General features: G+C 63.7%; 14 protein-coding genes and 1 tRNA gene. 8 read left to right on the top strand and 7 right to left on the bottom strand.

The annotated features are described in order from the left end of the window. Positions 1 to 458 precede the first annotated feature (458 nt). A complete protein-coding gene (locus D1Y84_RS09215; protein ID WP_124848248.1) occupies positions 459 to 1124 on the bottom strand; it encodes a response regulator transcription factor in 666 nt (221 codons plus the stop codon). Next, a complete protein-coding gene (locus tag D1Y84_RS09210; protein WP_124848247.1) occupies positions 1121 to 4144 on the bottom strand; it encodes a sensor histidine kinase in 3024 nt (1007 codons plus the stop codon). The genes D1Y84_RS09215 and D1Y84_RS09210 overlap by 4 nt, the downstream gene beginning before the upstream one ends. A 313-nt stretch (positions 4145 to 4457) precedes the next feature. Between D1Y84_RS09210 and D1Y84_RS09205 the strand changes: the two genes are divergently transcribed. Both D1Y84_RS09205 and D1Y84_RS09200 read left to right on the top strand, forming a co-directional pair. Then, entirely contained in the window at positions 4458 to 8402 is a 3945-nt protein-coding gene (locus tag D1Y84_RS09205; protein WP_124848246.1) for an Ig-like domain repeat protein, read from the top strand. Positions 8403 to 9051: 649 nt separating this feature from the next. Further along, entirely contained in the window at positions 9052 to 9498 is a 447-nt protein-coding gene (locus D1Y84_RS09200) for a hypothetical protein (RefSeq protein WP_124848245.1), read from the top strand. An 872-nt stretch (positions 9499 to 10370) separates the two neighbouring features. Here the strand turns inward: D1Y84_RS09200 and D1Y84_RS09195 are convergent. Both D1Y84_RS09195 and D1Y84_RS09190 read right to left on the bottom strand, forming a co-directional pair. Continuing rightward, positions 10371 to 11645, bottom strand: a complete 1275-nt coding sequence (locus D1Y84_RS09195; RefSeq protein ID WP_124848244.1) for a tyrosine-type recombinase/integrase — start codon at positions 11643 to 11645, stop codon at positions 10371 to 10373. Between the two features lie 77 nt (positions 11646 to 11722). Continuing rightward, positions 11723 to 11797, bottom strand: a tRNA-Phe gene (locus D1Y84_RS09190). A 260-nt stretch (positions 11798 to 12057) separates the two neighbouring features. Between D1Y84_RS09190 and D1Y84_RS09185 the strand changes: the two genes are divergently transcribed. Beyond that, positions 12058 to 13821, top strand: coding sequence for an adenosine deaminase (locus tag D1Y84_RS09185; RefSeq protein WP_233581303.1), 1764 nt, complete (start codon positions 12058 to 12060; stop codon positions 13819 to 13821). Between the two features lie 3 nt (positions 13822 to 13824). Next, a complete protein-coding gene (locus D1Y84_RS09180; RefSeq protein ID WP_124848243.1) occupies positions 13825 to 15126 on the top strand; it encodes a glycosyltransferase in 1302 nt (433 codons plus the stop codon). A 75-nt stretch (positions 15127 to 15201) separates the two neighbouring features. On the opposite strand, the gene D1Y84_RS09175 is transcribed toward D1Y84_RS09180, so the two are convergent. Both D1Y84_RS09175 and D1Y84_RS09170 read right to left on the bottom strand, forming a co-directional pair. Then, positions 15202 to 16218 carry an exo-alpha-sialidase gene (locus D1Y84_RS09175; RefSeq protein WP_199726382.1) on the bottom strand — a complete coding sequence of 339 codons (1017 nt, stop codon included), beginning with the start codon at positions 16216 to 16218 and terminating at the stop codon, positions 15202 to 15204. Between the two features lie 547 nt (positions 16219 to 16765). Beyond that, entirely contained in the window at positions 16766 to 16966 is a 201-nt protein-coding gene (locus tag D1Y84_RS09170; protein ID WP_124848241.1) for a cold-shock protein, read from the bottom strand. A gap of 381 nt (positions 16967 to 17347) precedes the next feature. On the opposite strand from D1Y84_RS09170, the gene D1Y84_RS09165 reads away from it, so the two are divergent. From D1Y84_RS09165 to msrA, 3 genes are all read left to right on the top strand, one after another. Further along, entirely contained in the window at positions 17348 to 18277 is a 930-nt protein-coding gene (locus tag D1Y84_RS09165) for a hypothetical protein (protein ID WP_124848240.1), read from the top strand. Positions 18278 to 18282: 5 nt separating this feature from the next. Further along, positions 18283 to 19473: a galactokinase gene (galK, locus tag D1Y84_RS09160; RefSeq protein ID WP_233581302.1), complete on the top strand. Its 1191-nt coding sequence runs from the start codon at positions 18283 to 18285 to the stop codon at positions 19471 to 19473. Between the two features lie 265 nt (positions 19474 to 19738). Next, entirely contained in the window at positions 19739 to 20347 is a 609-nt protein-coding gene (msrA, locus tag D1Y84_RS09155) for a peptide-methionine (S)-S-oxide reductase MsrA (RefSeq protein WP_233581564.1), read from the top strand. Between the two features lie 164 nt (positions 20348 to 20511). Here msrA and D1Y84_RS09150 read toward each other — a convergent pair whose 3' ends face one another. Continuing rightward, positions 20512 to 21333 (bottom strand): dienelactone hydrolase family protein, encoded by an 822-nt coding sequence (locus D1Y84_RS09150; RefSeq protein WP_124848237.1) that lies wholly within the window; start codon positions 21331 to 21333, stop codon positions 20512 to 20514. A 254-nt stretch (positions 21334 to 21587) separates the two neighbouring features. Between D1Y84_RS09150 and glgP the strand changes: the two genes are divergently transcribed. After that, a complete protein-coding gene (glgP, locus tag D1Y84_RS09145) occupies positions 21588 to 23351 on the top strand; it encodes an alpha-glucan family phosphorylase (RefSeq protein ID WP_124848236.1) in 1764 nt (587 codons plus the stop codon).

The following is a 23351-nucleotide window of genomic DNA, read 5'->3' as shown; positions in this document are numbered from 1 at the left end:
CGCATAGCACTAGCAGGGTAGAATTCCTCTGTCTCACACCAGCTAGCGAGGACCCCTGTCCGCAAGCAGTGGCTCCACGTGAGCGAACATCGACCGCTCCTTTGGTCTCGGTCACGGCATATGTTTACGACTAAGCGTCAGATATAGATACGCACAGCTTTTGTAGGTCTTCTGGTTCCCTTGCTAACTCAAACCCCTCATCCATCTGAAACAGGTCTGGACTGAGACGCTTCAAGGCCGAAGCGAGTGCGACGACCAAACGGGCAGTTGGCGCCGCGAGTCAGTACGGTACAGTGAGCGGCATGGTGCCCGAGCTTCGCCGATCGGGTCTGAGCGGAAGGGCTGACGTGGATTCTCTACCCACGCCTTCTCGGTGGAGTGCTATGAAGTGGTCCTGCGCCGCCGCAACTCCACAGCGCATGGTTCTTGAGCCTTTACTGCTACCGTGTCGCCAATAGTTACGGTTTGTCCGTAAGGGCAGAGCGCTGACTCAGGGCGTAGCGCAGCAGAGCATTGGGTCCCCGGAGGTTGAGCTTGGTACAGATGGCGGTCCGATAGTTCTCGACTGTGCGGCCGCTCAGATCGAGCGAGGCGGCGATCTCCCGCGAGGTGAAGCCTTCGGCAATTTTGCGGACGAGCCGCAGCTCAAGCGGCGTGAGCTGTTGTAGGTCAGAGGTGAGTTCTGCTGCTGGCCTACCTTTTCGCATTGCCTGTAGCACTGCTTCGCTCAGGTAGCTGCCGCCGCCGGTGACGCGCCGCACTGCTTCCGCAATCTCGGACACGGCCGAGCTTTTAAGGATGTAGCCTCGGACGCCGAGATCGAGCGCTTCATAGAGCAGATCCGCGCCGGTATGCAGGGTGAGGATGATCACGCCGACAGCGGAGTGGAGGCGGTTTAGCTCGCGCACCACGGAAAGACCGTCACGCTTTGGCATGTCGAGATCCAAGATGACCACGTCGGGGTTGAGAAAGGCAATGCACTGCAAAGCCTCTTCCCCGTTCGCAGCTTCGCCGCTTACCTCCAGGCGTTCTTCCCTAGCAAGCGCCATGCGGATGCCCTGGCGCATCAACGGGTGGTCGTCGGCGATCAGGATCGTGACAGGTGGCTCTGCGGAAGCATTCATGAAGCATTGTTCTCCTGCGACCTATATGTGCGTGGAGCGGTGACAAGGACCTTGGTGCCGTTGCCTTCTGCCGATTCGATCACGGCAGAGCCACCCAGCGCCTCGGCCCGCTCCTCTATGCCGATCAGCCCTAGTCCGCCGCGCTCCGGGCCGCCGGCTGCGGAGGACAGGAATCCGCGCCCGTTGTCGGCCACGACCAGTCGCAGCACGAACTCCGATTGGGCCACAGTCACGGCGACTTCGCTGGCCTCTGCATGCTTCAAGATGTTGCCGAGCGCCTCCTGCACGATGCGGTACACGTGGATCTCCAGGTCCTTGGGAAAGAAGCCATCGATGTTCTCGATCGAGTGGGTCACACGCATAGGCGTGTCGGCCGCAAATGCTTCCACCAGAGAGAGGACCGTCCGGGTAAGCCCGAGCCGGTCGAGCTGGTAAGGGCGCAGGTCGTAGGAGATCGTCTCCACCTCGTGGATTGCCACCGCCGCCTGGTCGGCGATCTTCGCCAGGTGGTCGGCCCGCGCACCGTTCAGCGAAGCAGGCAGTGTCGCCAGCGTGCGGATCAGCACCAGGTGCTGGCCCAGCGAGTCATGTAGCTCATGCGCGATGCGCTTGCGTTCGCCCTCCTGCGCTGCGATCAGGCGATGCGTGAACGCCTGCCGCATCCGGCTACGGTCTCGGTCCATGCGGCGCCTCGTCTCGATCGACAGCAGCAGTCCTCCCACAAGCCCACCGCCAAGCAGCACCTTCATCCACCAGCTTCGGTAAAACGGCGTGAGCACACGCACATACGCCATTGCGCTCGCCGCCTGCCACGCATCGCTATCGCCATCTGCTGCCTGCACCTCAAAGGTGTAAGCTCCGGGCGGCAGCTGGGTGTAGTACGCCACGCGCCGCGTGCCTGCCACGATCCAGTCCTGGTCAAACCCACGCATGCGGTAGCGAAAGTTCACCTGCCCCGGCCGAGCAGAGCCAAGCGCCGTGTAGTGCAACTCCAGATCCTTTTGCCCCGGGGCAAGCGCGAACGAGGACTCGGGCAGCAGCCCGGATTGATCGATCGCATGTTCCTCCATGATCGCGCGTGGAGAGCTCGCCTGGTACCGCAAGTCAGAAGGGTGCAGCGCAGCGATACCGCCCGGCGTAGCAAACCAGAAGACACCTCCGTCGAGGTGGAGAAATCCCTGATTCCCCGCAGGCTGCATGTCGGCCCAGGGCAGTCCATCGTTCCCGTCGAGCAGGATCAACTGCAGCTTCCGAGCCGGGTCCGCACTCCGGTGCTCGACGCTCGGCCTGCGCACGCGAATCAGCCCGACATCGGACCTCAGCCAAAGGTCGTCATCATCGCCAAAGTTGATGCTGTAGATGGTGTTGGTAGGCAGCCCGTCCGCCGTACCGAATGCACGAAAGCGCCCCTCAAGCGAGCCAACAATGCCATGCGCGCGCGTTGCCATCCACAACTCACCACGATGATCGATGCTGATTGACTGCACTTCGCCAAAATGCCAGGCCGGGGCTGCCGGCATCGGTCGTTCTTGCCCATCTTCAAAGCGAAGCGGACCCTCGGCTGTGCCTGCCCAGATGGCGTGTGGGCCCGCCTCCGCCAGGCATCGCACGTTGCCGCTCCACAAACGCTCCGGTTGTGCGCCCACGGCGTGGCGGTAGCGAAACAAACCCGTGCTCGTCCCGATCCACTGCGCTCCTGAAGAAGCAAGCAGCATGGCCTGCGGCACTCCGCGCTCCGGACTAGGCGGCAGGAAAGTGGTGATCTTTCCGTCTCCTATTTCCTCGATCTCACCCTGCCGGCGCGAGCTCACCAGTAGGTGCCCGTTTGTATCCTCTGACAGCGCAAAGATATAGTTCCACGGCGTGCGGCCAGGGACGAGCGTCTGAAAGCGAGCCTCCGTTTTCCGAGCCTTCAGCCGAAGCAGGTTTGTCCCGCCAGCCCACACCACCCCGCTGCGCTGCTCAAACAGCACCGAGCCCACCTCGGGCACGCCAGCGGTGGCGATCGTCTGGATGAAGCGTGGCCGGAACTGAAACAGAACGCCGTCTAACCCCCCGGCCCAGATCATCCCGTCCGGTCGCTCCAACACGTTCAATAGGTTGGAAGTGTGCATCCCAGGGAGCGGATAAAGCTTGCCCTCACGCCAACGCGCCGGGTGCGCGCCATGATCGTTCAGCCACAGATAGCCGGCGCGATCCTGGTAGGAAACAAAGGCATTTTCAGGCAAACCCTCATAGGTGTTCAAGCGACTGCCCTGCGCACAAAAATACCGGCCGCGCTGGCGAAACACCGAGTACCAGACGCGGCGCTGGTGGTCCTCGTAAATTGATCGCACATTCTGCTCGAATAAGTGGTCTTCGCCCATCGGGGTGGGGAACAGGTTCCAGTGTCCAAAGGCAAAGCGTTCCATTCCGCGCGAGGTATGCCGCCACAGCCCCATCTTCTCGAAGTCGATGCCCCGGCGATCATCGTGCGGGACGGGGGGCTCGGCGCCTGAGCCATCCTGTTCCGGGTGCACCTGTTCCAGACGGCCATGCTGCCATCGGCTCACACCCTTGGTGGTAAAGATCCACACGGCCCCGGTTTCGTCCCCGTCAATACGCAGGATGTTCAGGTCGGGGAGACCTGCGCTCCGCTCGAGCGTGGAGAAGTGGCCATGGTCATTGCGGATCACCCCGTGCGTGTAAGTGCCGGCCCACAGCACACCTTCACGGTCCTCCCACAGCGTGTCGAAGCTGATGTCGTCGCCCGCAATCCCGGGAGTGTTTTCCGCAGTGAAGGAGGTAAACGCCACTCCATCAAAACGCATGAGTCCCTTGCCGGTACCCACCCATAGATAGCCGTCGCGGGTCTGCAGCATTGCCGCCACCGACTGCTCGCGCACATCCGCACCCTGCACATACGTGCGCACCAGCAGATCGCTCGACGGCATCGCCAGCATCTCGGCGGACACAAGCAGCGACCAGAGCACCAGGACCCATGCTGCCCGCACCTGTCGAATGAGGCTACCAGTCCACAAACTCCAGGCCACTCCCCAGGATGAGTTTGACTTACCGCTCACCTCGCGCACACGGCAAGCAGGATCGCGGCAAGCATACCTTCTTCCGCCCCCACGAGCCACTGTAGGGGTACACGAAAACGTCCGGTTCCAACGGATTGGCCCCTGTTTGTTACCTCACTAAGAAAACAAACACCCAAAGCATTTTTCGTGTAGCCCTACTCTATTCCGGACACCGCGCCCCCCTTATCGTTCTTCCTGCAACGACACCAGAGCTCAGCACCCCTCCCCGGCTGCCGAGAAACAGCCCTGCGAAAACAAAGGAAGCCCGATCATGCGCCTGTTGCCCTCCCGCCCTGCCGCTTTATGTTTCGCCGCATTCGCCTTCGGCCGCCTGGCGGCTCCCTGCCGCGGCGCCTTCGCTCCGTGGTTCGCGCTCCTGCTCATGCTTGGCGCTGCACAGGCTGCGACGGGGCAGTCGGCCGGCTTTGCCGGTGTGCAAACCACCGTGCCGGCTAGCGGATTGAGCAATCCCCTTGGCGTGGCGATAACTGCGGAAGGAAATCTCTTGATTGCGGACAACGGCAACAACCGCGTGCTGAAGGTAACATCCGCCGGGATCCAAACGACGATACCCATCGCGGGATTGAATCCTCCCGAGTACATCGCCGTCGATGGCTCAGGTGATCTCTACATCTCAGACACGCAAAACACGAGGGTGGTCGAGGTGACGCCCGCCGGCGTTCAAACCACGGTGCCTGCCGCTGGGTTGAGTTACGTCGAAGGCGTCGCCGTGGACCGCGCCGGTGACGTTTTCATTGCGGACCTTGGGAACAACCGCGTGGTAGAAGTGACGCCCGGGGGGCAGCAGACTACCGTACCGGCCAGCGGGTTGAGTGGACCATATGGCGTAGCGGTAGATGGCTCGGGCGATGTCTTTATCACTGATACCACCAAGAACCGCGTGGTGGAAGTGACACCTGGCGGCGTGCAGAGCATAGTCCCTGCCACCGGATTGGACCGTCCATTTGGCGTAGCAGTAGATGGCTTGGGTGATGTGTACATCGTGGACACCTTTAATACACGGGTTGTGGAGGTTACGCCTGCCGGCACACAGACGACGGTGCCCGCGAGCGGATTGGGGCTCGAAGACCGCGGCGTGGCGGTGGACGGTGCTGGCGATGTTTTCGTCGCGGATAGTAGTAACAACCGAGTGGTGGAGGTTCAGACGCACTCAGTGAACTTTGGCTCGGGGAACGTCTGCCCGGCGGGGCAGACCTCGCCGGCGCCCTGCACGCAGACCGCGACGCTGACGTACAACATCACAGATGCCGGCACCTTTGGCGCGCCCGTCGCCCTTACCCAGGGCACACCCGGCCTCGACTTCAAAGTTGCTTCCAGCACCTGCACCGGCACCCTTTCCACGGGTTCGCAGTGCACAGTCACGGTCAGCTTTGCCCCCACCGCTCCGGGCGCCCGCAACGGCGCCGTGGAGCTGGTGGATGGGAGCGGCAACGTGCTCGCCACCACGCTGGTCTACGGCGAGGGGGTTGGGCCGGCGATCGCCTTCAACAGCGCGGCACAAATAACCATCAACACGAGCGCCAGCTATCCAGCTAGCGTGGCAGCCGATGGCGCCGGCAATGTCTTCGTGCTCGACGGGGTCGCGGGCTCCGTCCTCAAGGTCGCGCCGGCCGGCACAACCACAACCGTGGTCAGCGGCTTGAACGATCCCACCGGCTTGTTTGTGGACGGAGCCGGCAATCTTTTCGTCGGCGATAGCTTAAATAACAGGGTGCTCAAGGTTGCTCCAAACGGAACCCAGACTACCGTGGGCAGTGGCTTGAACACACCCGACGGGGTTGCTGTGGATGGAGCTGGCAACGTCTTTATCGCAGATGCCGCAAACGGGCGGGTCGTGGAGGTCGCTGCAGCCACCGGTGCCCAAACCACCGTGGGGTCTGGCTTCTTCTACCCAAAGGATGTAGCCGTGGATGCTTCCGGGAATGTCTTCGTCCTGGACCAGTCCGAGGTGTTTGAATTGCCAGCCGGCGGCGGAGCGCAGCAAACGGTAGGCAGTGGCCTGCGTCAACCAAGCAGCCTGGCTGTGGATGGTGCCGGAAACATCTATGTGGCGGACTCCAGCAACAACCGTCTCATCGAGTTCACTGCCGCGGGCGGCCCTCCGCTCATTCTGGCCACCGACCTCTACATTCCCGACGGCGTCGCCTTGGACGCATCCGGCAACCTCTTCGTGGCGGACTCCTATAACGCGCGCACTCTGGAGCTGCCCCGCGCGACCCCGCCGTCGTGGAGCTATGCCGACACCCAGGCGGGCAGCACCAGCACGGACAGCCCCATGTCCTTTGCAATTCAAGACATCGGCAACCAGCCCCTTGACGTGGCCTACATGCTCGCGACGAGCGGCGGCAGCTTCGCACAGGTCCCCGGTTCCGGCACAGCCGCCGATTGCTCCGGAGGCAGCGCCTTTACACTCACCCCGGGCGCGGCCTGCAACCTAAGCATCAGCTTCACCCCGCAAGCCCCCGGCCCGCAAACCGGCACCGTCAGCTTTGCGGACAACTCGCTCAACAGCACCTCCGGAACGCAAACGGTCCAGCTCTACGGCGTGGCAACGCAGACTGCCGACAACCTCACCTTCTCGGTTCCCAACCAGACCTATGGTGCAGTACCCTTCCCAGTCCAGGCCAGCTCCAGCTCCGGCTCCTCCGGCGCCATCACCTACAAGGTCGACAGCGGCCCGGCCACCATCAGCGGCAACATCCTTACCCTCACCGGCGCGGGCACAGTCGTCGTCGAGGCTGACCAGGCCGCCTACGGCCCGTATGCCGCAGGCACGCAAACCACTTCCTTCACCGTCGCCAAGGCTGCCACCCTCACCACGCTCACCGGCACCGTCAACAACAGCAACGGCACAGCGAACCTCACCGCCAGAGTCGCCCCCACTAACGCCGGTAGCAATCCCGCGCCTGTCACGGGCTCGGTCTCCTTCTACAACGGTGGGGTCTTGCTCGGGCAAAGCCCTGTGGTGGGCGGCATAGCCACCTACGCCACCGGGAACTACACCGGCTCGCAAAGCTTTACCGCCGTCTACACCGGGGATCCCAATTACTTGACCTCGCCATCCAGCACGGTCGCGCTCTCCTTCACCGTGAACCCCACCATCACCTTTGCCACCGCCGCCAACTACGCCTATGGGCAGAGCTTCCAGCTCATGGCCACCTCCAACTCCAACGGCACGTTTACCTACCAGCTGGTGAGCGGACCCGCCACGGTCAGCACCTCCGGCGTGGTCACGGTCAGGGGTGAAGGCACGGTGATCGTCCAGGCCAACCAGGCCGCAGCCACCGGCTACAACGCAGGCTCCAGGCAGGCCAGCTTTGCGGCTGTGCAGGCAGGCAGCACCACGAAGCTCACAGCCACAGCAGTGAAGTCGGGCTACGGCTCGGCTGCCTCGCTCACAGCGGTGGTGAGCCCGCAGTACAGTGGTACGCCTACCGGTGCGGTGACTTTTTACGATGGGTCGACCAAGCTGGCGACGGTGGCGCTTTCGGGCAACACTGCGACGTACAGCACCGGGCAGCTCTCCGGCGCGCAGCATAGTTATTCAGCCATGTACGTGGGAGATGCCAACTTTACCGGGTCCACCTCGAACACGGTAGCTCTCACCATTCCCGTCACGGCGGTGAGCCTGCAGCTCGCCTCCACCAAACTCGTGTATCCGCTGACACCGGCTTTTGAGATCGTGGTGGCAGCCGCAAACGGCAAGCCTGCACCAACCGGAACGGTAACCGTGTACGACGGCTCGACAGCTATAGGCAACTACCCGCTCCTCGCGCTCACCAGGGGCTACCTCCTTGGCTTGGTGCTGCCGTCGCTCAACGTGGGCACGCACCCGCTGAGCGCGCTCTACTCGGGCGACGCGAACTACGCGCCCGGGACCTCGGCGATCGTCACCGTGACTGTGACAGCGGGCCCGGTCAAGCTCTTGTTGAGCTGCCAGAACACATCGCTCAAGCTCGGGCAGACCCTTGCCTGCACCGTCTACGCCGATGAAGGTCTTCTGCCTGTACCCGGCACTGTGACATACACCATCGCCGGGTCGAGCTTAGGTTCGGTCACGCTGAACAAAATCGGCCAAGCCGCGATCATTTACTCCACTTCGCAGAAAGGAAGCTTCACGCTCACTGCGGCTTATGCCTCGCAGGGGAACTACCAGGCCGCGCCGCCAGCCAGCGTCAACTTCACAGTCAAATAACGACTCTTGCGCGGGAGGGAGCAAGACCCTCCCACGCTTCACACGCTGGCTCATCCCGGGCTGGCGCACCCTGAGGAGTGCTCATGTCGGAACAGCAAACAGCAGCCCTGATCACACTTGTCTTCCTGGCGTCACTCGCTTTCTGGGTGCCGCTACTTGATGCCCTTGCGCGGCTACTTCCTGCCCCCCACCGGTGGAGCTTCGCCGTCGAGCTCAGTGGTTCCCTGCGTAAGCTCTCGAAGAACCGGCTCTCGCAACTCATTCATAGATCATCGCTGTAACGATCGTCCGTGCGCAGAGTACACCTCGGAACCTCGTCTTTTATCCCGCCCTTTTGACCCGGCATTCCGCTCGTCTCATGAGAGCAGGCAATGTGGAATTCTGATGAAAGAGGTGAAACATCGTAAGCGATCCTTCCCCCTGGGCTTACAAGCACATCCTGGGCCGAATGGGTTTACCAACGTGTTTCTCAGATGTTCTTGAAGGATCGTAAATTGCCATTTTTCAAAGACATAGCTGACCTTCATCCCGAGCCTCATCCTCCAACGGCGCTGCAACGCCGCGTCTTTTAACCAACTCTTTTCAGCACCGGGTCTCGTCTCCCTTCAGCAATCGCCAGAGCCACGCTAGACTTCGACGTGGAGGGCAGATGCCGACTGGAACTCACACCTTGCTTCGCCGCGTCGCGCTTTCACGCGGTCGCCTCTGGGTCGACGAGAACCTGGCGAATGTCGTTCCCTACCTTGAGAAGCTCAGCTTTCGGGTAAACCACATCAAGCCTGGTACCCAGCACGACGAGATCAAGCAGATGATCATGACGGATCATTTCCTCACCGCTAACTCCAAAGATTTCAAGGAAGACATCGCGATCTTCGAGTACTGCCTGATCAACGTGGACGCGCTGCTCATGCAGCCGCCCGACGTCATTGCCAAGCGGGTGTCGGACGTGTGGCGCGAACTGGGGTTGAAGCACCAGGAGTCCTGCGAGGTCCGCATCACCCAGCGCACGCAGCAGCTGATCCCAGCCGCCGAGACCGTGCTGCCTGCGATCCAGGAGCAGGAAATCAAGGGCAAGCTACCCGCCAAGAAAGCGTAGAGCGGAAATGGTGGAAGTAGGCGCGGTTTCAACTGGCGATCGACTTCCGCCTACGCGGATATGCCGCAGCCTTGAACCGCTTAGATCTGTCGATCCACATTATGGAGCTTGCCTTTGACCTGATCACGCAATGCGGGGTTGATCCAGACACCATGGAGGCAATCAGCGAGCTGGGTTTGAAGTGATCTACTTGGAAAACCTTCCTCTCCGCTGCGTGTGCTTACCTCCACGCCCCTTCCAACTTGCAAGCTACGTTTACCAGGCCGCTTTCACCTTGCCCAACAGGAGGTACTGGCACCGTCAAGCAGGAAAACTCACTGGCAGCAGGCCTGGTGCGCGCTGACATCGATGGGCACAAAAACCTTCAAGAGGTACCGCCTCCCTCTTTTCTCAAAAAGCGAACAGACCCTGAAGCAGTTCTCACTGCAAGACCCAGGACCTCAACGCAGAGCGAGTTCAGGCAAGAAAGCCTACCCCAGCGATCGCGGTCGACAGGTTAGAGTACTGGCGGGCTTCCAGATCACACAAAGCTTGCCCGTGTACCACTGGGTCTCCGCGCGATGATCAAAATCTTTCCACGATATTCGGGGTACAAGCCGGGTGGTGGGTATTGACCCGCATGCAAAATTCGCATCGCGCCAACGAGACCCAGACATCAATCGCTGATATCCGGAGCAACAAGCTTGCCTTGGAACAGCATTACACCCCGAAAGAGATCGCAGAGGTGTGGAATCTCAACGAGAAGACAGTCCGTAGCCTCTTCGCAGATGAGGCGAATGTGGTGCGGATCGTTCGACAGGAGACCCGCGGAAAGCGGGGGTACTGTTCCTTGCGCATACCCAAGTCAGTGGTGATGTCCGTGCATAAGCGACTCACTTGCGGGCGTTGAGCGTGACACTCGCGCCCATTGCGGCCAGGGCCTGGGTCATCTTCTCTTCGAGCTGCTCCTGCGTTTCAGGTACCCACGGCGCATAGAACGTCTCGGTCACTCGCACTGACTTGTGACCGAGCATCCAGCTGAGGTCCTGCATCGAGGTGCCAGCAAGCAGGTGGCTCACGGCGAAGGTGTCCCGCAGTTGGTGCGAGTGGAACTTCATCGGTCGGCCTTCGTCGTCAACCAGCGATAGAAACTGGTTGAGCCTGTTGATTTTCCGCTGGTACATCCCTGTCAATGACTTCACTTTCGACGTCCCGGACCAGAAGAAGTACTCGGAGTGAACTCCTGAGCGCAGCGGCAGTGCATTCAACCCCGAGATGACATGATCGGGAAGAAGTAGGGTCAACTTCTTCTTTCCTTGGGACTTCACTGTGCGCAAAGTCACCCTGTTGCCCTCGATGGCTCTTCTGCTCAGGGCCAAGGCGTCGCTGATCCGGAGGCCTGACCAGCGCATCAGCTCGAAAAGCGCTCGAAGCTCTAAGCCATACCGGTCATCAGGACGCATGGACTCGTCGTATGCATGCGTTGCGGCGAGTACTTTTTCGTAGCGCCCGCTCAGGAGTGGAAGCGTATCTGTCTTCTCGGCTTTGATGGCTTTCACTCCCAGAACCGGGTCGCGCGAAATCCAGCCGATGTGCTGACAGTACCGGGTGAAGGCCTTGACCTTCTCGAGGTGTCGTCCGGCTGTACTCTTGCCCATGCGATCGTCTGGGTGTTTTGCATTCGGCCGCCATTGCGACCTCCATTGGTCGATCGCATCCGGCGTGATCTCCGTGATCTTCGAGAACCTCTGCGCTCTGCACCAGGCTAGGATCTTTCGCGCACACGTCTCGTACTTACGGTAGGTGTAGTCATTCTCGAGCTGAGATCGAAGCGACAGCAGCCATCGCTCTACAGCCAGTTCGATTGAAACTTCTGCCTGCTGCGCCTCCTCATGCCTTCGCTCCAGCTCACGGAGTCTTTGTTTGAGTGGGTCCCATGAGTTCTGAATTTCGGTGGCCTGGGCCTGTGCCTTTTCCCAACTTCTGGTTTTGGCCGAGAAAGTCGTCAGCTTTCCGCCCTTGAGCGTGTAGATGTACTTGATGCAGGAGCAACGACGCCACTTCGGATCGCCCGCCTTGGAGCAGGCTGCGGAATGCCGGGTGTAAACACTGACTGTCTGCGTCTCAGAACTTCTGACGGGAGTGCCGGGTGGAAGAACAGGAATCATGTCCCACACATGCTTGCAATTTGCTTGCAGATTGTCGAGTGACCCGCTCAAGTGGGCACAAACATTGGGATTTAAAGTGGTGGCCAGAGACGGGATTGAACCGCCGACGCCGGCCTTTTCAGGGCCGCGCTCTACCACTGAGCTATCTGGCCTTGGGAGTCCCAAGAAACCTCGCTGCCGGCGGTGAATGGCGCGGCGCAAGGTGTGTTGGCGGGTACTGCATCGCCACAACTTCCGTAGTCTAGCAGCAAATCCGGTTTGAATGCACGTTTCGTGCCGGGGCCTCGGGTTTGGCGCTGCCTGCGAGGGGTGGCGGAGAATGCCATACACTTGGGGCATTATGCTGCCTTGTTCCCTGTTCTTTGCGATGCTTTGCCGGGCTATGCCGCGGCGCCAGCCCTTGTTTTCGCCCATGACCCTGCAGCAGGACAGGGTAACGGCGCGGGGCCGGTGGAGCGTTACGCTTGCCTTGCTGCTGGCGCTGCCCGGCGCGCACGGGGCCGCGGCGCAGCCGGTGCAGACCGGAGCGGAAGCGCGGACAGCAGCGGCGTTTGCACGGGCAGCGAGCCAGAGCCCACTGGCTCTGCATGCATTCCTGGAAGGCATGCCCAAGGGCGCGGACCTCCACATGCATTTGTCGGGCGCGGTGTATGCGGAGACATTTCTGGACGAGGCGGCGGCCGACGGGCTGTGCGTGGACACGGCGACGCTGTCGTTTGACCGCAGCGTGCCGCACGGGGCGTGCAAGCCGGGTGAGGTAAGCGGGCCGGGAGCGCTGGAGCGGGCAACGCCGCTCCGGGATGCGCTGATCGACTCCTTCTCGATGCGCGGGTTTGTGCCGACGCCAGGCGTGACCGGGCACGACCAGTTCTTCGCGACGTTTGGACGGTTTGGCGGGCTGGGCTCGGGCCACACGGGCGACTGGCTGGACGAGGTGGCGACGCGCGCGGCTCGGCAGAACGAGCAGTACCTGGAGGTCATGGATACGCCGGACCTGTCAAAGGCCCGGGCTGCCGCCGAAAAGCTGGCACTGCCGGCTGAGGCGGGCGCGGACTGGGACCGGGATCGCGAGGCGCTGCTCGCCACCGGCGCGATTGCGGCAAGCGTGGAGGCGGCGCGCGCGGCGATGGATCGCAACGAGGCGGTGCGGCGCGCGCGGGAGCATTGTGCGCTTGCGAAAAGCGACAGCGTGGAGGCGGCTGGTACGTCCGTCGGAGCGGCTGGGGCGGGTTCTAGAGCCAAGGCCGCAGGCACGACCGGTAACGCAGAGGGAACGAGCAACGGCGCGAACGGTGCCGCAGGGCCGGGCGGCGGCGGCATGGGCGGCAGCGGCTCGGACGGCAACGACGCGGGAGCGCAGGCGGGGTGCGGAGTGGAGATCCGGTACCTGTTCCAGGTGTTGCGTGAGCAGCCCGCCGTGGACGTGCTGGCGCAGGTGGTGTTTGCATTCGAGCTGGCGCGTGCGGACCACCGGGTGGTGGGGTTGAACTTTGTGCAGCCCGAGGATGGTTTCCTGTCGATGCGCGATTACCTGCTGCAGATGAGCATGCTGGACGCAATGCATCGCGCGTACCCGGCGGTGCACATTGCGCTGCATGCGGGCGAGCTGGCGCAGGGGCTGGTGCCACCGGCGGGGCTGCGTTTCCACGTACGCGCGGCGGTGGAGCAGGGGCACGCGGAGCGCATCGGGCATGGGGTAGACATCATGTACGAGGAGCGGCCGGCGGAGCTGCTCCAGGAGATGGCGCGGCGGCACGTGCTGGTGGAGATCAACCTCACCAGCAACGACGTGATTCTTGGCGTCTCCAGGGAGAACCACCCGCTGCCGGAGTACCTGCGGGCGGGGGTGCCGGTGGCGCTCTCGACCGACGACGAGGGCGTGTCGCGGATCGACCTGACGCATGAATATGTGCGCGCGGCGGAGACATATCACCTTGTGTACGCGCAGTTGAAACAGATGGCGCGCGCCTCGCTCGAGCACTCCTTTTTGCCGGGAGCGAGTTTGTGGCAGCAGGCGACGCCCGAAACGCTGCGGACGCCGGTGGCGGCGTGCCGGGGACAGCTTGGAGCCGACGCGGCAACCGGGGCGTGCGGGGCGCTGGTACGCGGGAGCGAAAAAGCGACGCAGCAGTGGGAACTGGAACGTCGCTTTCACACATTTGAGCGAAGCTTTTAACTGATGCGGATTGTGTTTGCGACCTTTGGCACGTTTGGCGATGTGAACCCGCTAATCGGCCTGGGCAGGGCGTTGATGGAGCGGGGACACCGGGTGGTGCTGGCCGCGCCCTCGATGTTCCGTCGGCAGGCCGAGGCCGGTGGCCTTGCATTTGCGGCGATTCGCCCGGAGCAGCAGGCCGATGACGCGGCGATGATCGCGATGATCTATGACCGCAAGCGCGGCACGGAGCGCGGGCTGCGGGAGTTCCTGTTTCCGGCGCTGCGCGAGAGCTACGAAGACCTGCTGGCGGTGGTGGCTGCCGACGGTGGCGCGGACCTGCTGGTGTGCGGCGAGCTGGCGTATGCCGCGCCGCTGGTAGCGGAGAAGACCGGGGTGCCGTGGGCGTCGTACGTGCTGGCACCGTTCTCGTTCTTCTCCGGCTATGACCCGCCGGTGCTGCCGCCGTACCCCGTGCTGTCCAGGGTGCTGGCGACGTTTCCGCTGGCGAAGCACCTGACCGGGCACCTCCTGCGGCCGTTTGCGCGGGCGGTGACGCGAAGCTGGTGCGCGCCGGTGTATGCGTTGCGGAAGGAGCTGGGCCTGGGACGCGGGGAAAGCCCGCTGTTTGACGCCAAGCATGCGCCGGGGCTGGTGCTGGCCTTGTTTTCTCCGCTGCTGGGTGCGCCGCAGCGGGACTGGCCCGCACAGACGGTGCAGAGCGGGTTTGCGTTCTACGACCGCAACGCGGCGGCGGCCGAGGATGGCGGGCAGGCGCGGCTACCGGAGAAACTGGAGCGTTTCCTGGAGGCGGGCGAGCCGCCGGTGGTGTTTACGCTGGGTTCGGCCGCGGTGATGGACCCGGGGGTGTTCTGGGAACAGTCAGCGGAAGCGGCGCGGGTGCTGGGCACACGCGCGGTGATGCTGTGGGGCACGCACGCGGAGGTGCCAGAGGGCCGACCGGGCGACGACCGGATCTGCTACGCGGATTACGCGCCGTACTCGCTGCTGTTTCCGCGGGCGGCGGCGATTGTGCACCAGGGTGGCGTGGGCACCACGGCGCAGGCGCTGCGCGCGGGCAAACCGATGCTGGTGATGCCCTATAGCCATGACCAGCCGGACAATGCCCTGCGCATGCAGCGGCTGGGGGTGGCGCGGGTGCTGCCGCGCGAACAGTACGAAGCCGGGGCGGCGGCGCGGGCGCTGCGCCGACTGTTGGGGGATCCAGGGTATGCGACGCGAGCGCGCGAGGCGGCGGCCGTGATTGCGCGCGAGGATGGAATTGGCGGGGCGTGCGATGCGCTGGAGCGTGTGGGGCGCGGTTGAGGCTGGGAGCGCTTGTTTGCGCCCGGCACAGCGCCTGCATCGCGTGCGGGGACTACGCGTTATCCAGGCACGCGATTATGGGACCTGGGCAAGCGGCAGGCGCACGGCGCGGATGCGGGTGCGGTGCCAGGTGTAGGTCATGAGCAGGTCGCCGTCGGCGAGCTGGATCAGCGCAGGGTAGGAGAACTCCTGCCCGGGATCGTCTTCGAGCGTCTGGAAGCGCTGGAAGTGTTCGCCGTCTCGGGAGACGGCCAGCGCGAGCGGCGAGCGTCCGCTGGCAGTGGGGTTGTAGATCAGCACGATGCGGCCGTCGCGCAGGTGCACGGCGTCGATGCCGGAGTTGGGATTGGCGAGGTCCAGGGCGTGCGGAGGGGTCCAGGTGCGGCCTCCGTCCCGGGAGTCCGCGGCGCAGATGCGGCCGATGTTGTTGGTGGAGCGGGCGTAGAAACGCAGGTGGTCGCCGAGCGGCACGACCGAAGGCTGGATGAGGCCGGTGGTGTCGTCGGGGAGCGGAGCCTTGCCGGTGAGCTGCTGGATGGCGGGATCGGTGAGGGTGTAGGGGCCGGACTTCTGCGTGGTGGCGCCATTGTCAGAGGAGCGCTCGATCCACGCGGCCCAGGAGTGATAGCTCTCGACCGAGGAGCCGGAAACGATGGTGCCGTCGGTGGCGACGTAGGGCTTGGCGCGGATGGGGCCGAGGATGCCGGCGGGCAGGTGCTCGGGGGCGGACCAAGTGCGGCCGTCGTCGGCGCTTTGCATGCGGGCGCCGGTCCACCCGGCGGCGACGGGGCCGAACTTGTAATAGAGCCAGAGCGTGCCGTCGGCGGCATGGAAGAGCACGGGGTTCCAAGAGGCAATGGCGGGCTCGCGCACCAACTGTGCGGGCTTCGACCAGCCGGCGGCGGTGTGGCGGGAGGACCAGATGGCGACATCGGGCTTGCCCTCGGCCGAACCGCCGAACCAGGCGGCGAGCCAGTCGCCATTGCGCAGCTCAACGACCGTGGAGGCATGGCACGAGGCGAAGGGGGCATCGGTGAAGATGTCCTGCTGCTGCAGGGTGCGATGTGGCTGCCCGGCGGCCTGGGGCTGCATTTGGGCCGGTGCCTGGGCTCGCGAAGAGTGCGCGGAGAACGGAGCAAAGGAAAGGGCAAGGAGTGCCGGGAGGGCGGCTGCTCTTCGCTTGGCCGGGGAGGATGCCTGGGGGACGGCGGTGCGTCGGGGGTGAGACGAGGTCATCGTCCCAGACTACAAAACCCGGGTGGCCGGGCGCGGGCGTGACCGCTTCTGCGTGTTCGCGGACCACGGCGAGTGCGAGATCTCCGACTCCGGCGCGCGGAGGAGTGCGGATGGCCCTCGGTTCTGAGCTGCCACTGGTTTTTACTTGTGTGCGGAGAGGTGCCGGGAACGACGCTGGACGCGCGGACGAGGAACGCGCGGGCATGGCCGGATGCGGCGAACGGCACAGCCGGGGAACGCGCTAGCCGAGATGGAGCGGACCGGCGGGTGGCCTTGCCTTGCCTTCGCCTGCAAGCAATCGCGTGACTGCAGGAGTAGACCAGGGCGCTACATTCACAGGAAGCACGCACAGGCGGTGCACCCGAACGAACCGGAAGCGCCCGGTTCCAATAGGTAAGACGAGTTACAGCGGTTGCACGTCGGCTGCCTGCCAGCCTTTTGGTCCTTTAACTACATTGAACTGCACGGTTTGCCCTTCCTGCAGGCTCTTGAAACCGTTGGAGGAGATAGCCGAGTAGTGCACAAATACATCTTCCCCGTTCTGGCGGGAGATGAAACCAAAACCTTTTGCGTCGTTGAACCACTTCACAGTGCCTTGTTCCATCGTGCGTTTCCCTGGGTTTGAATTGCGTTGGAGTGAACAGGAGCAGTGGGCTGGCGGCCAAAAGCTAAGCCTGCTTGGGGGAGCGGCTTGCCCGTACGGCTCCTACGCGCGATCAGTCTAGCAGAGCCTTGGATAAGCGCAAGCGGCGAACGGGTGGTTTTTGGAGGGTGTGCCCGTTTCGGGTATTTTGCCGGGCGCGGCTGCGGGCACAAGCGACCCGGCTGTAACTGTGCGCAGGCTGCGGCAGATGTTTGTGGCAGGCGTGGGCTATGCTGAGTGGCGAAGCCTGTGTGGCGCCGCACGTGACTTGATTGAACGGGCGCGGCGCGCAGAGCGAAGGGGAGCAAGGTGGCGGAGACAAGCAGGCAGTGGAAGCGGCAAGTGCTGCTCAGTGATCAGCTCCGGGTGGAAGTGCTGCCGGAGCTCGGAGGCAAGATCGCGTCGATCTCGCTGGTGCCGGGCGGCGGCGAGTTGTTGCAGGCGCCCTTGCGGCCCTACGAGGCGCGCACACCCACCCTGCCGTTTGACCAGGGCGATGGCGGCGGATGGGATGAGTGCCTGCCCTCGGTGGGGCCCTGCGTGGTGGAGTATGGCGAGAACGGACGCGCCGAGATCCCGGACCATGGAGACTTCTGGCGGGTGCCCTTTACCGTGGACGAGGCGACCGCGACGACATTGCGGATGCATGCCGAAGGCACGTCGCTGCCGGTGCAGTTTGAGCGGCAACTGACAGTCGACGGCGGAACACTGCGGCTCGACTATGCTCTGCGCAATACGGGCACCGTGGCGGTGCCGTATGGCTGGTCGGTGCACCCGCTGTTTGCGGTGGAACCATTCGATCGCATTCACCTGCCGGACAGCGTGCGGGAGATTACGGCGGCTTCGTCCGGCGATGGACGACTGGGCGCGAGCGGCACCCGGCATGCATGGCCGTTGACGACCAATGCGCTGGATGAGCAGCCGCTTGACCTTTCGCTGTGCGGCTCGCACGATGACGGCGTGGGCGACAAGTTGGTGATGCCGGCGCCCTCCGAGGGCTGGTGCGCGCTGGAGCGCAAGACGCTGCGCGCCATGGTTACGCTGCGGTTCGATGCATCGGAGTGGCCGTGGCTGGGGCTGTGGATCTGCTATGGCGGCTGGCCCTCGGGTCCGTCGGAGAAGAAGGGGTACACCGTGGCGCTCGAGCCCTGCAACCTGCCGGATGATGCGCTGGCCGCGTCGCTTGCGCAGGGTGCTGGCGCACTGCTTGACGCGGGCGAAACGCGGCGATGGACTCTGGTACTGGACGTGGGCAAGGCAGAGGAAAGGTAACCGAAGTGGATACAGCGAAAGCAGCAGCAGAACTGGCGGCAACGCACCAAGAGCAGTTTGGCGAAGCGCCCATCGGCGTGTTCGCGGCACCGGGTCGCGTGAACCTCATCGGCGAGCACACGGATTATGCCGGCGGCTTCGTGATGCCGGCGGCGATCGACTTTGCCACGGTGGCGGCGGTGAGCCGGCGCATGGACGGCGTCGCCTCGGTGTACTCGGTGAACTTCGACAAGCGGGTAGAGTTTGCGCTGGACGCCGTACCGCCCAAGGGCAGCCACGAGTGGAGCGACTACCCGTTCGGCGTGCTGGAGGTGCTGCGTGCGGAGGGCATCGACGGCGGGCTCGGCGCGGCGGCGAAGCAGGGTGGTTTTTCACTCTCCCTGTTTGGCGATGTGCCGCTGGGCGCGGGTTTGAGTTCGTCGGCTTCGATTGAAGTGGCGACGATGCTGGCACTGCTGGCGGTGGCCGGGGTGGAACTGCCCGGGCCGAAGATGGCGCTGCTGGCACAACGCGCCGAGAACACTTACGTGGGCGCGAACTGCGGGATCATGGACCAGTTCATCGCGTGCTGCGGCAAACGCGACTCGGCACTGCTGCTGGACTGCCGTTCGCTCGAGTCGAAGCTCGCGCCGATTCCCACGAACCTGAGCCTGGTGATCTGCAACACCATGGTGAAGCACTCGCACGCGGGCGGCGAGTACAACACGCGGCGCGCCGAGGTAGAACAGGCCACGGCGACGCTGCGATCGCACCGGCCGGAGATTGCGCTGCTGCGCGATGCGACGCCGGCCGACCTGGAACAGTGGGGCCACGAGATGCCGCTCAACGTGCTGAAACGCGCGCGGCACATCATCACCGACAGCCTGCGTGCCGAGGCCGCGGCGGCCGCGCTGGAACGCGGCGACCTTGAAGCCCTTGGCCAGTTGATGGCCGAGGCCCACGCCAGCTATCGCGACGACTTTGAAGCAAGCTGCCCGGAGGCCGACCTGATGGTAGAGCTGGCCAACCAGCAGCCCGGACTGGTGGGCGCCCGGCTGACCGGCGGCGGCTTCGGCGGCTGCACGGTGAACCTGGTCGAGGAGCAGCACGCCAGGGCATTCGGCGATGCGGTCGCCAAGGCGTATGAGCAGCAGACCGGGATCAAGCCGGACGTGTTCCAGTGCCATGCTTCGGATGGGGCGAAGAAAGTGCTGTAAAACCGCCTACGCGGCTCGCGGCCACTTCGTGCCGTGTGTGCCTGAAAAGCAAGAGCCTGAAGGTACCCCGGACGATTCGATCGGGGTACCTTCAGGCCTTGGTTGTTTGCGAGTACCCGTCCCGAAGGGACCGCGAGCCGCGTAGGCGGTTTATTGGTCGTTGCATTGCGGTGGTGCATCTAGATAGACAGGGGTGGAACGGATGCGATTGCTGCCGGGGCGACGGAGTTTGTTAGGGGCTGTGCTGGGTTTGGGAAGTGCGGTGATGTGGGCGGCGGGGCCGATCCCGGCGCCCACCAACGATGCGGCGCTGGCGAGCAAGCCGGGCAAGGCGACGGCGGTGTTTGCGGGTGGATGCTTCTGGGGAACGCAGTCGGTGTTTGAGCGTGTCAAGGGTGTGACGGATACCGAGGCGGGCTATGCGGGCGGCTCGTCGGCAACGGCGACGTACGGGCAGGTGACGCAGGAGAATACCGGGCACGCGGAGTCGGTGAAGGTTACGTATGACCCGTCGAAGATTACGTATGGGCGGCTGTTGCAGATCTTCTTCTCGGTCGCGCATGACCCGACGCAGGTGAACCGGCAGGGGCCGGATGTGGGCTCGTCGTACCGTTCAGTGATTTTTTACGGCACGCCGGAGCAGAAGAAGTTGAGCGAGGAGTATGTCGCGAAGCTGGATGCGGCCAAGGTGTTTCCGAAGCAGATTGCCACGCAGATCGTTCCGCTGAAGGGCTTTTACGAGGCCGAGGCGTACCACCAGGACTACGCGTTGAAGAACCCGAACAACCCGTATATCGAGGTGTGCGACCGGCCCAAGATCGAGGCACTGAAGCGGGATTATCCGGACCTGTTTTTGGATTATCGCGGGAAGTAATAAGACCGCCTGCGCGGCTCGCGGTCCCTTCGGGACATGTGCACCTGAAAAGCAGAAGCCTCAAGGTATCCCGGGTAGACGCACCCGGATACCTTGAGGCATTTGTTCTTAACGAGTACACGCCACGAAGTGGCCGTGAGCCGCGCAGGCGGTTTTGTTGTTCGCTACTGGAGTTTTTTGAGTTCGGCAAGTAGGGACGCAAAGGCCTGATCGCGGGCTTTCTTGTTTTCCGGGGTGGCGTCGGGGGCTTCGCCGAGGCGCATGAAGCCGTGGCCCGCGCCGTCGTAGAGGGTGGGCTGGTAGTGCTTGTGTGCGGCCTTCATGGCGGTGGTGGTGGCCGGGACGGTGGCGGCGATGCGGGCGTCGTTGCCGGCGTAGAAGCCGAAGACAGGCGCGTGGATGCCGGCGAGCGCGGCGTCCGTGGGTGGCGGCCCGTAGAAGACGAAGGCATCGCGGAGGTCGGCGCGCTGCGTGGCGAAGAGGAAGCTTTTGCCGCCGCCCCAGCAGAAGCCGGCGACTGCGAGGTGGCCGTTGGTGGAGGGGAGTTTTTCGGCGTAGTCGGCGGCGGCGTTGAGGTCGGCGGTGACCTGCGCGGGGTCGAGCATGGAGACAGCCTTGACGGTGTCGTCCTGGCTGGCAAAGCTTGAGGACCCACCGCCGCCGGGGCCTGCGCCGCTGAGGAGATCGGGTTCGACGACGATGTAGCCCTGTGCGGCCAGTTCGTCGGCCATTTCGCGCGCCCAGTCGGAGAGGCCAAAGATTTCGTGGATCAAGACCACGACCGGCGCCTTGGTCTCGACCTCGGGGTAGACCACGAAGACCTGCACGGAGCGTCCCCCGCTGGGTACGGTGACGTACTCGTGGTGGCGCGGGGAGCTTTCGAGGCGGGTCTTCGCCCAGTCCTGCGCGTGGAGTGCGGCAGGGAGGGCGAGCAGAGCAGTGGCGGCAATCGCTTGCAGGGCGGCACGGAGGCGCGGAGTGGGCATGCGCGCCAGTGTACCGGAAGCGCATGCGGGGTTTGAAGAGCTGCTCCGCAGCCGGATGAGGCGCGCACGGGGGACGCGCATGGGTGCGCGCGGGGGTGCGCGGACCCAGGGCGATCATCGGCCGGGTCGCAGGGCGAAGACGTAATCGCGAAAGCGTAACCGCAACGACGAAACGGGAATCTGGAGAGCAAATGGCAGTTGGCCTCTTGCTAGACTTGGAGCACCAACAGGGAAAGCCGGTACCAACACTGTCTATGCGGAAACAGCCAAGCTTCTCTTACCCGGACACCAGCACCAGCCTCGAAGCCCGGGTCGCCTACTTCTCGATGGAAATTGCAATTGAACCAGAGATGAACACCTACTCCGGCGGACTGGGCGTGCTGGCAGGCGACACGCTGCGCGCCGCGGCCGACCTGGGCGTGCCGCTGGTTGCCGTTACGCTGGCGCACCGCCGCGGCTACTTTCGGCAGTTGCTGAGCCCCGACGGTGTGCAGACCGAGGTCGAGCAGCCCTGGCAGGTGGACGCGTTTACCACGCCGGAAGCGCCGCTGGTATGGGTGGAGATCGAGGGTAGGCAGGTTGCGGTGCGGGCGCTGCGGCATGACATTCGCGGGGTCACGGGGCACGTGGTGCCGGTGTTCCTGCTGGATACGGATGTGCCGGAGAACGCGGCCGCGGACCGGACGCTGACCGACCGGCTGTATGGCGGCGACACGGACTACCGACTGCGGCAGGAGATCGTGCTGGGCATCGGCGGGGCGCGGCTGCTGCTGGCGCTGGGGCTGGAACCAGAGGTGTTCCACATGAACGAGGGCCACGCAGCGCTGCTGACGGTGGCGCTGGTGGGCCGCACGCTGGCCGGGCGCACGTTTGCGCTGGCCGGGCCCGACGACTTTGCACGCGTACGTGAGCAATGCGTGTTTACCACGCATACGCCGGTGCCGGCGGGGCATGACCGGTTCTCGATGGAGCAGGCGCGGCGCATTCTTGGTGCGGACACGACCGACATGCTGGAGCGGGCGGGCGGTGCGCACGAGGGCATGCTGAACATGACCTACGTGGCGCTGCGCTTCTCACGCTTTGTGAACGGCGTGGCGATGCAGCACGGGATCGTGTCGCAGGCGATGTTTCCGGGGTACCAGATCGACGCGATCACGAACGGGGTGCATGCGGGCACGTGGGCATCGAAGCCGTTCCTGGAGCTGTTTGACAAGCACCTGCCGCGCTGGCGCCGGGACAACGTGACGCTGCGCTATGCGATCGATATCCCGGAAGTGGAGATCGTGAAGGCGCATCGCGAAGCCAAGCAACTGCTGGTGGACGCGGTGATGGACCGCACGGGCGAGACGCTGAAGACCGACGTGTTCACGATCGGTTTTGCTCGGCGTGCGGCGACGTACAAGCGCATGGACCTGCTGTTCACGGATGCCGAGCGGCTGGTGGCGATCGCGAAGAAGTTCGGCGGGTTGCAGGTGCTGTATGCGGGCAAGGCGCACCCTGCGGACGAGCCGGGCAAGAGCAAGATTCATCGCGTGATCGAGCTGGCGCATGAGCTTTCCGGCGGTCTGCTGAAGATCCTGTACATCGAGAACTACGAGTGGAAGCTGGGCGGCTTGCTGACCAGCGGCGTGGACCTTTGGCTGAACACGCCGAAACGCCCGTACGAGGCGAGCGGCACCAGCGGGATGAAGGCGGCGCTGAACGGCGTGCCTTCGCTGTCGATCCTGGATGGCTGGTGGATCGAGGGCTGGATCGAAGGCGTGACGGGTTGGGCAATTGCGGATTTGGAAGAGGAAGCGCACGAGGCGGAGTCGCTGTACACGCAGCTCGACGAGGTCATTTTGCCGCTGTACCAGGATGACAAGGAACAGTGGCAGAGGGTGATGCGCTCGTCGATTGCGTTGAACGGCTCGTTCTTTAACACGCAGCGGATGGTAGAGCAGTATGCGTTGAACGCTTATTTTCCGCAGGAGCTTGCTACTGAAGACTTGGAAACGCTGGCGTCTGCGTCGCACTAA

The organism is Acidipila sp. EB88, from assembly GCF_003858395.1.
Taxonomy (GTDB): domain Bacteria; phylum Acidobacteriota; class Terriglobia; order Terriglobales; family Acidobacteriaceae; genus EB88.
Note: the sequence above shows the minus strand (reverse complement) of the source record. Positions and strands in the feature narration are given on the sequence as shown.

Excerpts from the sequence above, each read along its gene's own strand:
- glgP (WP_124848236.1), top strand. The coding sequence starts at position 21,588 with ATGCGGAAACAGCCAAGCTTCTCTTACCCGGACACCAGCACCAGCCTC.
- D1Y84_RS09205 (WP_124848246.1), top strand. The coding sequence starts at position 4,458 with ATGCGCCTGTTGCCCTCCCGCCCTGCCGCTTTATGTTTCGCCGCATTC.
- D1Y84_RS09200 (WP_124848245.1), top strand. The coding sequence starts at position 9,052 with ATGCCGACTGGAACTCACACCTTGCTTCGCCGCGTCGCGCTTTCACGC.
- D1Y84_RS09195 (WP_124848244.1), bottom strand. The coding sequence starts at position 11,645 with ATGATTCCTGTTCTTCCACCCGGCACTCCCGTCAGAAGTTCTGAGACG.
- msrA (WP_233581564.1), top strand. The coding sequence starts at position 19,739 with ATGTGGGCGGCGGGGCCGATCCCGGCGCCCACCAACGATGCGGCGCTG.
- D1Y84_RS09150 (WP_124848237.1), bottom strand. The coding sequence starts at position 21,333 with ATGCCCACTCCGCGCCTCCGTGCCGCCCTGCAAGCGATTGCCGCCACT.
- D1Y84_RS09215 (WP_124848248.1), bottom strand. The coding sequence starts at position 1,124 with ATGAATGCTTCCGCAGAGCCACCTGTCACGATCCTGATCGCCGACGAC.
- D1Y84_RS09180 (WP_124848243.1), top strand. The coding sequence starts at position 13,825 with ATGCGGATTGTGTTTGCGACCTTTGGCACGTTTGGCGATGTGAACCCG.
- D1Y84_RS09170 (WP_124848241.1), bottom strand. The coding sequence starts at position 16,966 with ATGGAACAAGGCACTGTGAAGTGGTTCAACGACGCAAAAGGTTTTGGT.
- D1Y84_RS09175 (WP_199726382.1), bottom strand. The coding sequence starts at position 16,218 with ATGCAGCCCCAGGCCGCCGGGCAGCCACATCGCACCCTGCAGCAGCAG.
- D1Y84_RS09185 (WP_233581303.1), top strand. The coding sequence starts at position 12,058 with ATGACCCTGCAGCAGGACAGGGTAACGGCGCGGGGCCGGTGGAGCGTT.